At 71.0% G+C, this 8,685-nt stretch carries 8 protein-coding genes; 1 reads left to right on the top strand and 7 read right to left on the bottom strand.

Annotated elements, in window-relative coordinates; genetic code table 11:
• From VJR25_RS00040 to VJR25_RS00025, 4 genes are all read right to left on the bottom strand, one after another.
• Window positions 1–975: tetratricopeptide repeat protein (locus tag VJR25_RS00040; RefSeq protein ID WP_414683686.1), on the bottom strand; the 975-nt coding region annotated here is incomplete at its 3' end.
• Window positions 976–1,022: 47 nt separating this feature from the next.
• Entirely contained in the window at window positions 1,023–2,645 is a 1,623-nt protein-coding gene (locus VJR25_RS00035; protein ID WP_324111236.1) for a S8 family peptidase, read from the bottom strand.
• Between the two features lie 41 nt (window positions 2,646–2,686).
• The gene (locus tag VJR25_RS00030) at window positions 2,687–3,172 is read right to left on the bottom strand and encodes a hypothetical protein (RefSeq protein WP_324111234.1); all 486 of its coding nucleotides are present in this window, start codon (window positions 3,170–3,172) and stop codon (window positions 2,687–2,689) included.
• Window positions 3,169–3,819, bottom strand: coding sequence for a sigma-70 family RNA polymerase sigma factor (locus VJR25_RS00025; RefSeq protein WP_324111232.1), 651 nt, complete (start codon window positions 3,817–3,819; stop codon window positions 3,169–3,171). The genes VJR25_RS00030 and VJR25_RS00025 overlap by 4 nt, the downstream gene beginning before the upstream one ends.
• Before the next feature lie 113 nt (window positions 3,820–3,932).
• On the opposite strand from VJR25_RS00025, the gene VJR25_RS00020 reads away from it, so the two are divergent.
• Complete coding sequence (locus VJR25_RS00020) at window positions 3,933–4,655, top strand: glutamine amidotransferase-related protein (RefSeq protein WP_324111230.1); 723 nt, start codon at window positions 3,933–3,935, stop codon at window positions 4,653–4,655.
• Window positions 4,656–4,765: 110 nt separating this feature from the next.
• Here the strand turns inward: VJR25_RS00020 and glgX are convergent, their stop codons facing one another.
• From glgX to VJR25_RS00005, 3 genes are all read right to left on the bottom strand, one after another.
• Window positions 4,766–6,934, bottom strand: coding sequence for a glycogen debranching protein GlgX (gene glgX, locus VJR25_RS00015; protein ID WP_324111238.1), 2,169 nt, complete (start codon window positions 6,932–6,934; stop codon window positions 4,766–4,768).
• Between the two features lie 89 nt (window positions 6,935–7,023).
• The gene (locus tag VJR25_RS00010; protein ID WP_324111228.1) at window positions 7,024–7,938 is read right to left on the bottom strand and encodes a hypothetical protein; all 915 of its coding nucleotides are present in this window, start codon (window positions 7,936–7,938) and stop codon (window positions 7,024–7,026) included.
• A 205-nt stretch (window positions 7,939–8,143) separates the two neighbouring features.
• Window positions 8,144–8,560 (bottom strand): arsenate reductase ArsC, encoded by a 417-nt coding sequence (locus VJR25_RS00005; protein WP_324111226.1) that lies wholly within the window; start codon window positions 8,558–8,560, stop codon window positions 8,144–8,146.
• Between the last annotated feature and the right edge of the window lie 125 nt (window positions 8,561–8,685).

Genomic DNA, 8,685 nt, shown 5'->3' with positions numbered 1-8,685 from the left:
CCGCAGCGCGGCGGCCTCGTTCGCGAACCCGAAGCCGTCCAGCGCGGATGCCACGGCATCCACTTCGGCGGAGTCCACCGCCCGGCGCCGGCGCGGCTCCATCTGCCGGGGCGGGGCGAGCCGGGCGCGCATGCGGATGCCGTCGGCCCGGGTGGCCCAGGTCTCGCTGCCGAGCGCGCGGAACCGCTTCGCCGCGATCGCCGCCGTGCGCGCCGCCGCGGGGGCGTCGTGGCTGAGCTGGGAGCGGGCGAGCTGGAATTCCGCCTCGGCTCGGGACTGCGGCATCCGGTGCCGGCCGAACACCGGGGCGACGGAGGCGAGCACCTGCTCCGCCTCGCTCGTCAGTCCGGCGTCGCGCAGGGCCTCCGCCCGGTCGGTGTCGCCGATCGCGACGGTGACCGGCGTGGTTCCGGCCAGCGGACGCGCCGCGTGCATGCCCTCCAGCGCCCCGACCAGGTCGCCCATGATCAGCCGCACGTACGCGCGGTTGTGGAGCGCCTGCCCGCACTCCACCTCGGCGCTGTGCCGCCGGAACGTGTCGATCGCGTGGTCGAGGTCGTCGACGGCCTCGGCGAACTCGTTGAGCTGCATCTCGACGATGCTGCGATTGACGCGGATGCGGGCGCACTCCACGGTGTCGTCCTTCATCCGCCCGATCGCGTCGGTGAGCCACTGGCTCGCCTCGCGCGCACGGCCGCCGTACATCGCCAGCACGCCCATCTGCCCGAGCAGGGCGGCGTGGGTGTCGGAGGTGGTGCCGGGCAGGTCGAGTGCCGACCGGCAGACGCGCTCGGCGTCGTCCGGGTGCCCGGTGCGCTGCAGGATGACCGCACGCGTGCCGAGGATGCGGGCGCGCGTGTCGACGCTCGTCGCCCGCGACTCTGCGAGGTCGAGCGCGTGCGCGGCCTCCGCATACTGTTCGCGCATGCTCAGTGCGACCGCGCGTCGATGCAACTGTGCGGCCGACTGCGCCATCCTCACATCATCCCGCACCCCGCCCGTGCGAGGGGTTCTGACAGGCCCTACGAGCCCACGTGACACGGCCCCATCTTCGCGAGGCGCGCGAACACCTCGCCCTCGGCCACCCGCAGCAGCTCGATCCGCTCCGCGACGGACATCTCGCCCGCCATCAGGTCGGCGGTGATGCGGGCCGCGATCTCGCCCGCGACGTAGGGAGCGGCGAACGACGTGCCGCTCCACACCGCGAATCCGCCCACGTAGTCGTCCGGGTCGACCGTCTCACGGCGGAGGCCCCCGAGGTCGTCCCGCACGGCCGGCTGCGAGCCGCCCCGGAAGGGCGGCGAGCAGCTGAGCACGCTCGTTCCGGGGGCGTACGTCTTCACCCACGGCCCCAGGTTGCTGAACAGCGCCATCGTGCGATTCGGGTTGAGCGCCCCGACCGAGATGTGCGGGGCGGCCTTCTTCGGGTTGTCGACGGTGAGCTGCGCGCCCGGCCACATCCACAGCGCGGCCGGGAACGACGGCCGGTTGGTCGCGTCGTTGCCCGCCGAGCACACCACGGCGCAGCCGCGACGCCGGGCGAGGGCCAGCAGCCGCCCCAGCGTGTCGTCGTAGAGCTCGTCCTCCGGCGTCTCGTGGTAGTACCCGAGGGAGAGATTGATCACGTCGATCTGCTGTCCGCCGGGGCTCGACATCCACTTCACGAGGGTGCGCACCGCGAGCATGAACTGCGCCTCGAGCATCTGCCCCTGGCTGTCGCAGATGCGCACCGCGATGATGTCCGCCTCCGGTGCGCGCTGGCGCACGATGCCGGACACGAACGTCCCGTGCCCGGCGGCGGGATCGAGCGCCCCGTCGAGCGGGCCCGCGACATCGCCGGTGACCTCCGGGTCGGTCGCGTGATCCGACAGCCCGATGACCTTGCCGTCGTACTTCGGATACGTGGTCACGATGCCGGCCGGCAGCCAGGGATGCTCCCCGCAGCCGGTGTCGAGCACCGCGACGACGGGCCGGCGTCCCCCCGCGCCGACCGTGCCCCGCCGCTCGGGCGCATGCCCGGCGTAGTCCACCACCTCCCGTCCGCCGCTGCCCGGCACCGCGTACGACGAGGTTCCCGGGGCGTTCGTCATCCCGTAGGGGTTGGTCATCCCGTACGGGTTCGTCATGCCGTACGGGTTCGTCATCCCGTACGGATTGGTCATGCCGTACGGTCCACTGGTGAGGATGTGGTCGAGCGCCACGCCGCGGAGGTCGCGCCCCGCCAGCATCCGCGCCCGCTGCAGCAGACGCCACGCGTCGACCGGCGGATCGGGGATGCTGCCGCCCTGCGGATTGGCCACCGACAGGATCTGCACGCGGTGGATCGTCGGCACGCCGAACGCGTCCCGGTTGCGCTGCTCACGCGCGACGGCCTCGTCCGGCTCGAGGGGCGAGCCGTCGATGTTCTGCAGCCGGATCTGCCAGCCGAACTCCGCCGCCGCCTCCCGCAGCACGCCCAGACGCCCCTCGAGATCGCCGGCGTCGGTGACGAGCAGATGGTCGGGCGCATACGCGGTCGGGTACGCGGTGATGCCGGGCACGGGCTCGCTGCGCGGGTCCAGCGGCACGCCGAGGGCCCGGGCGGCGTCGTACCGGGCTCGCCAGTCCGGCAGACCGTCTCCCGGGCCGGGAACGGGGTCACTCATCTTCTCTCCTGGGGTGAGAGGGATGCCGCCTCACGCGGGCATCACACTTCGAAATGGGGCGTCTGGAACTGCCGCTGCCCGTCGTCGTCGCCGGTCGCCTGCACGGTGAGGCGCACGACGCTCATCCCGCTGCCGATGCCGTCGAAGGCGAAGCGGCCGTTGGCGTCCGGCTCGGTCGAGTGCTCGCCGCCATCCTGCACCAGTGTGACGCCGGCGGTCGGCGCGTCCACCCATCCGTCGACCCGGTGCGATCCGTGATCGGTGCGGGTGATGTGCAGCAGCACGGTGACGGTGCCGTCGCTGAACTGCAGCGTCAGGGTCTCGACGTCGCCGCGCACGGCGGCCTTCTCGGTCTCGATGAGGGTCAGCAGGGCGTACTCGCGGCCGAGATCCTCGACGGCGATGGCCGCCACCATCCGGTCGATGAGGTCGGCGGGCGCCGGGTCGACCGCGGCCCACATCGCCCGCATGCGGGCGAAGAGCGCGGCATCCTGTGCGAAGTCGTCCGCGTGGGTGTCGGCGGTCATGTCAGTCCCCTTTCGAATCCGTCACCGTCAAGCAGTGCGCGCAGCTTCACGAGGCACCGCTGCCGGGTGGGCCCGATCGAGCCGACCGGCATGGACAGGTCGGCGGCGATGCGCGCGTAGTCGGGCCGGTCTTCGAAGGCGATCACCCGCAGCAGGCGCTGGCAGCGCTCGTTCAACTGCCCGACCGCCCGCCACAGCGCGCGCTGCTGGTCGGTGAGCACGGCGGCGTGCTCGGCGGGCTGCGCGGTCGGAAGCCGGGGCTCCAGGCTCTCGGTCTCGGTCGGGTCGGCGCGGCGCTGCAGCTTGCCCACCCGCCACGCCTCACGGCGCGCGCACATGGTCAGCCAGCCCGAAACGGCCCGCGGATCGGCGATCGACTCATGCCGGCGCACCAGGGTCATCCAGGTCGTCTGCACCACGTCCTCGGCGAGCGCCCGGTCCAGCCCGTACGCCCGCACCACGTGCCAGAGCACCGGCGTCATGAGCCGGACGAGGCCGTCCATGGCCCGCGTCTCGCCGCCGCGCCACCGCACGAACAGATCGGCTGCCTGCTCCCAGCGCGACGGCACCACAGAATCGCCGGATGCCGCAGCAGGGTGATCGGGTTCTGCTCCCAGCTGCGGGTCCGACCGATCAGCGTCGGTCATAGTGCCCATTGTGTCCACAACTGACAGGAGCGCACCAGAGGCGCCCTGATACATGTGTCGCGCCGAAACAGCGCCTCCGCCCCTCGTGACAGCCCGGTCATAGACTCAGGTGCATGACGGTGCTCTACATCTCGGCTCGCCCGCAGGCGGTCGCCGCCGATGCAGAGTTCGAGTCGTTCCGCGCCGCCGCCCGCGTCGACGACGCCGACATCCGGCGCCACGACCTGGTGAGCGAGGCGCTCGTGATCCAGCCCGACGTCACCGCGGTCGTCATCGGCGGCAGCCCGTACAACGTCACCGATCCCGAGTCCAGCAAGACGGATGCGCAGCGGCGCGGCGAAGAGCACCTCGACCGGCTCGCGGTCGCGTGCGCCGACGGCGTCGGGCCGGCCGTGCTGTTCACCTGCTACGGCATCGGGGTCGCGGCCCGTGCCCTCGGCGGCGAGGTCACGCGCGCCTTTCCCGAAGACACCGGCACGGCGGTCGTCGAGCTGACCGATGCCGGGCAGCACGACCCGATCTTCGGCGGGCTCGCGACGCGCTTCAACGCGCTCACCACCCACAAGGAGGGATGCGTCGCTCCCCCGCCGGGCGGCGAGCTGCTGGCCACGAACACGGCGTGCCCCGTGCAGGCGTACCGCGTCGGCGAGCGCCTCTACGCGACGCAGTTCCACCCGGAGCCGACGGCCAAGGCGTTCGCCGAGCGGATGGACATCTACCGCAACGACGGCTACTTCCCCGCGGCCGACTACGACGTGCTCGCCGCCCGCGTGCTGCGGACGTCGGTCACCGAGCCCCTGCGCATCATCCGCGAGTTCATCCGCCGCTTCACGTAGCCCGCGGTCGTCGAGCGAGCGAAGCGAGACGAAACGCGGATGATCTCGCGGATTCGCGTTTCGACTCGTCGCTGTGCTCCTCGCTCAACGACCGGGGTGGGCCGACCGCGCTACAGGGCCGGGTCGACGGTGCGGTCGGAGCCGGCCGGGCGTTCGCGATGCTCGCGCAGCACGGCGAGGGCCCGGGTGTCCAGGGTCACCGAGGCTCCGGGCGGCACCGGTCCGTCCCCGACGAGCTCGCCGCCGGTGTCGACGAGCACATCCCACAGCGGCGACCCGGCGACCGCCGGCAGGGTGAAGTCGATGGGGGCGTCCCCGGCGTTGAACAGCACGATGAAGTGCGTGTCGGTGATGGGCTGCCCGCGCCGGTCCCGCTCCCGGATGCCCTGTCCGTTCAGGAACACGCCGACGGCCCGCCCGAACCCGGACTCCCAGTCCTGCGGCTCCATCACCGTGCCGTCCGGCCGCAGCCAGGCGATGTCGGGGATGCGCGCCGCGGGATCGCGCGGGACATCCGGGTCGACCGGCGTCGCCGGCCGCCCGTCGAAGAACCGGCCGCGGCGGAACGTGGGATGCTCCCGGCGCAGCCGCGACAGCGCCGACGTGAACTCGACGAGGGCGGTGTCGACGTTCGCCCAGTCCACCCACGTGGTCTCGTTGTCCTGGTTGTAGCCGTTGTTGTTGCCGCGCTGGGTGCGGCCGAGCTCGTCGCCGTGCAGCAGCATCGGCACGCCCTGGCTGAGCAGGAGCGTCGCCAGGAAGTTGCGCTGCTGCCTGGCACGCAGCGCCAGCACCGCGGCATCCTTCGTCTCGCCCTCGACGCCGCAGTTCCACGATCGGTTGTCGTCGGTGCCGTCGCGGCCGTCCTCGCCGTTGGCGTCGTTGTGCTTCTGGTCGTACGACACGAGGTCGCGGAGCGTGAAGCCGTCGTGCGCGGTGACGAAGTTGATGGATGCCACGGGGCGGCGGCCGGAGTGCGCGTACAGGTCGCTCGACCCGGTCAGCCGCGAGGCGAACTCGCCGAGCGCCTGCGGCTCGCCGCGCCAGAAGTCGCGCACGGTGTCGCGGTAGGTGCCGTTCCACTCCGTCCACTGCGGCGGGAAGTTGCCCACCTGGTAGCCGCCCGGGCCGACGTCCCACGGCTCGGCGATGAGCTTCACCTGCGACACCACCGGGTCCTGCTGCACCAGCTCGAAGAACGTGGACAGCTTGTCGACGTCGTAGAACTCGCGGGCGAGGGTGGCGGCCAGGTCGAACCGGAACCCGTCGACGTGCATGTCCAGCACCCAGTACCGCAGCGAGTCCATGATCAGCTGCAGCGTGTGCGGGTTGCCGACGTTCAGGCTGTTGCCGGTGCCCGTGTAGTCGGTGTAGTACCGCTTGTCGTCGTTCTGCAGCTTGTAGTACGCCGGGTTGTCGATGCCGCGCATCGAGAGGGTCGGTCCCAGGTGATTGCCCTCCGCGGTGTGGTTGTACACCACGTCGAGGATCACCTCGATGCCGGCCTGGTGCAGCGACTTCACCATGGCCTTGAACTCCTGCACCTGGTCGCCGCGGTGCCGGTCGCTCGCGTACGTGTTCTGCGGGGCGAAGTACGAGATCGTGTTGTAGCCCCAGTAGTTCGACAGCCCCTTCTTCTCCAGCGTGTCGTCGTCGACGAACTGGTGCACCGGCATGAGCTCGATCGCTGTGACGCCGAGCCGCTGCAGATGCGCGACGATCGCCGGGTGCGCGATGGCGGCGTAGGTGCCGCGGATCGCCTCGGGGATGTCCGGATGCCGCATCGTCAGACCCCGCACGTGGGCTTCGTAGATGAGCGTCTCGTTGTACGGCGTGCGCGGCGGCCTGTCGCCGCCCCAGTCGAAGAACGGGCTCACCACGACGCCCTTGAACATGTCCGCGGCGGAGTCGTCGTTGTTGCGCTTGTCGGGGTTGCCGAACTCGTACGCGTACACCGACTGACCCCAGGTGACCTGGCCGTCGACGGCCTTCGCGTACGGGTCGAGCAGCAGCTTGTGCGGGTTGAACCGGCAGCCGGATGCCGGATCGTCCGGACCGTAGACGCGGTATCCGTACCGCTGTCCGTGGCCGACCTGTGGCAGGTAGGCGTGCCAGACGAACGCGTCCTTGTCGACGAGGTCGACGCGGGTCTCGTTGCCGGCCGAGTCGAACAGGCACAGTTCGACGCGTTCGGCCCCTTCGCTGAACAGCGCGAAGTTCGTGCCGTTGCCGTCGAAGGTCGCGCCCAGCGGGTACGCGGTTCCGGGCCAGGACTCCACAGGCATCCTCATTCCGTCGCTTCGGGTGGCGACCGGCTCACTGTACCGCCCCGGCCCCGATGCGCGACCGGCGGCGATGGCTCGAGGCGCTAGCGCGGCGCGGCCTCGCGTTCGGGCAGGGCGAGCACCACGCCCGCGCCGCCCGCGACGAGCCCGACGAGGGCCAGCCACCAGACTGCACCGCTCACCGCGCCGACGATGTCGGGCTGGCCGAACATGCGCGCGAGCCCCCAGGGCAGGGCGCTCACGTGGTCGGTCCAGTCGTGCAGCACGTGCCCCGGTCCGACGAGCCCGATCACGGCGCACGTCACCGCCAGTCCGGCGCCCGACGCGGCCAGCACGATGCCGATCGCCCGGCGCACGCCGAACCGCGGGAACAGCGCCCAGGCCGCGACGACGAAGGTCCACAGGAAGCCGGCCGTCGAGATCATCATGTAGACGCGCGTCACGCCGACGCCGTAGGGATACCCGAACGACAGCGGCAGCAGGGTGAACGCGCACCGCATGACGATGACGCCGCCGACGGCGGCGATGAGCGCCCACGGCGAGCGCTTCTGCATCCACAGCTCGGCGACCACGGCGAACACGAGCCAGCCGCCGAGGGTGACGACCAGCTGTGCCACGGAGTGGCCCGACGACTGCAGGAACCGGGTGACGGTGAGCACCCCGATCGGGATGACGAGCATCAGCGTGCGGTCGAGCTGCAGCATCCCGAGTGTCGACTCCCGCGCCCGCCACGGGCGGAAGGTCGCGATCCACGTGGCACGTGCGGCGCTCGCGCCGGGCCGGCCGACGAGGCTGGTGCGCGCCGAGATCATCCCGATCACGATCCACGCGATGGTGAGAACGAGCAGGATGCGGGCCGCCCAGGTGTGCACGGCATCCGGCACGACGCCCGATCCGATCGCGTACGGCGGCACCCGCATGGCCACCCACCCGCCGATGACGAGCAGCACGGCGAACACGACGGCGGCGGTGATGCCCCGTCTCACCGCGATCGCCATCCGCTCAGCATAATGGCGCGGATGCATGCGCAATGACGGCGTCATCCGCCTTCACAATGCGAAATCATGGGACACGCAAGGGCGGGTCATCGACGCCGGAGATAGCGTGGATGGATCGCGGCGATCCGGGCGGTCCCGGGCTCCGGTTCATACCGGCCAGCGTTGCGGGTTCGACCCCCGCCGTCGCGTCCACGAAGACCTCTGCTCAGGCGATACCGCCGGCGGGGAGCAGCTCGCCGATCAGGGTCTCCACGCGGGCGCGGATCTCGTCCCGGATGCGTCGCACGGTCGCGGCATCCTGACCGGCCGGGTCGTCGAGCACCCAGTCCTCGTAACGCTTGCCGGGGAAGATCGGGCATGCGTCGCCGCAGCCCATGGTGATCACCGCATCCGACTCCTTCACCGCGTCGACGGTGAGAAGTTTCGGGGTATTCGACGCGATGTCGATGCCCTCCTCCGCCATCGCGGCCACCGCGACCGGGTTGATCTGATCCCTGGGCTCGGAGCCGGCCGAGAGCACCTGGATCCGGTCGCCGGCGAGGGCCTGCAGATAGCCGGCGGCCATCTGGGAGCGGCCGGCGTTGTGCACGCAGACGAACAGAACTGTCGGCTTGTCGGTCATGGGCGGGTCCTCTCACGGGTGCTCTCGTGTCCATCTTGACGAGCCGAATACAGCTCAGTCAAGATTGAGGCGATGAACGTTGAGCAAACGCTGTCGGTGGAGGATCGGGCACGGAAGCATGCCGC

The organism is Microbacterium sp. (assembly GCF_035277845.1).
Lineage (GTDB): Bacteria > Actinomycetota > Actinomycetes > Actinomycetales > Microbacteriaceae > Microbacterium.
This window is presented reverse-complemented; position numbering and strand designations above follow the sequence as displayed.